The sequence below is a fragment of the Streptomyces sp. NPDC054849 genome, from assembly GCF_053610945.1.
Genome location: NZ_JBSGZI010000201.1, coordinates 1 through 1,309, shown reverse-complemented (window position 1 = coordinate 1,309; position 1,309 = coordinate 1). Strand labels below are relative to the sequence as shown.

Sequence of the window (1,309 nt, the reverse complement as noted above, 5' to 3'; positions counted from 1 at the left end):
CGTCTGCGGGGTGCCGGCCCTCCGGCGTGCGTGCATGAAGCCGGTCAGCGGCTGTGCTGCGAGTCCGCGATCGTGACCTCGACCCGCTGGAACTCCTTGAGCTCGCTGTAGCCGGTGGTGGCCATCGAGCGGCGCAGCGCGCCGAAGATGTTCATCGAGCCGTCGGGGCTGTGGGACGGGCCGGTGAGGATCTCCTCGGTGGTGCCGACCGTGCCGAGGTTCACCTTCTTGCCGCGCGGCACGTCCTCGTGGACCGCCTCCATGCCCCAGTGGTTGCCCCGGCCGGGCGCGTCGGTGGCGCGGGCCAGCGGGGAGCCCATCATCACGGCGTCGGCGCCGCAGGCGACGGCCTTCGGGATGTCGCCCGACCAGCCCACGCCGCCGTCGGCGATGACGTGCACGTAGCGGCCGCCGGACTCGTCCATGTAGTCGCGGCGGGCCGCGGCCACGTCGGCGACGGCGGTCGCCATGGGGACCTGGATGCCGAGCACGTTGCGCGTGGTGTGCGCCGCGCCGCCGCCGAAGCCGACCAGGACGCCTGCGGCGCCGGTGCGCATCAGGTGCAGGGCCGCCGTGTACGTGGCGCAGCCGCCCACGATGACCGGGACGTCGAGCTCGTAGATGAACTGCTTGAGGTTCAGCGGCTCGGCGGCGCCCGAGACGTGCTCGGCCGACACGGTGGTGCCGCGGATCACGAAGATGTCCACGCCGGCGTCCACGACGGCCTTGGAGAACTCGGCGGTGCGCTGCGGGGAGAGCGCGGCGGCGGTGACGACGCCCGAGTCGCGCACCTCCTTGATCCGCTGCCGGATCAGGTCCGCCTGGATCGGCGCGGAGTAGATCTCCTGAAGACGGCGGGTGGCGGACTCCTCGTCCAGCTCCGTGATCTCGTCGAGCAGGGGCTGCGGGTCCTCGTACCGGGTCCACAGGCCTTCGAGGTTCAGCACGCCGAGGCCGCCGAGCTCGCCGATGCGGATCGCGGTCTGCGGGGAGACGACCGAGTCCATGGGGGCGGCCAGGAAGGGGAGCTCGAAGCGGTACGCGTCGATCTGCCAGGCGATCGAGACCTCCTTCGGGTCCCGGGTACGCCGGCTCGGGACGATGGCGATGTCGTCGAACGCGTACGCCCTGCGGCCGCGCTTGCCGCGCCCGATCTCGATCTCAGTCACGTGTGGTGGCCTTTCCTCTGGGTCTGCCCGTCCAGTATCCCCGAACGCCGGAGAGTCGCGTTCCGATGACCGCTGTACGGACGCGAGCGCGGGCACGGCGAAGGGGGCGGGTCCGGATGGACCCGCCCCCTTCGCCTCTG

General features: G+C 71.9%; 1 protein-coding gene. It reads right to left on the bottom strand.

Going from position 1 to position 1,309, the window contains the following annotated elements; all coding sequences use genetic code 11:
- Positions 1-44: 44 nt before the first annotated feature.
- Positions 45-1,169, bottom strand: coding sequence for a GuaB3 family IMP dehydrogenase-related protein (locus ACWGIF_RS37865; protein WP_453504409.1), 1,125 nt, complete (start codon positions 1,167-1,169; stop codon positions 45-47).
- Between the last annotated feature and the right edge of the window lie 140 nt (positions 1,170-1,309).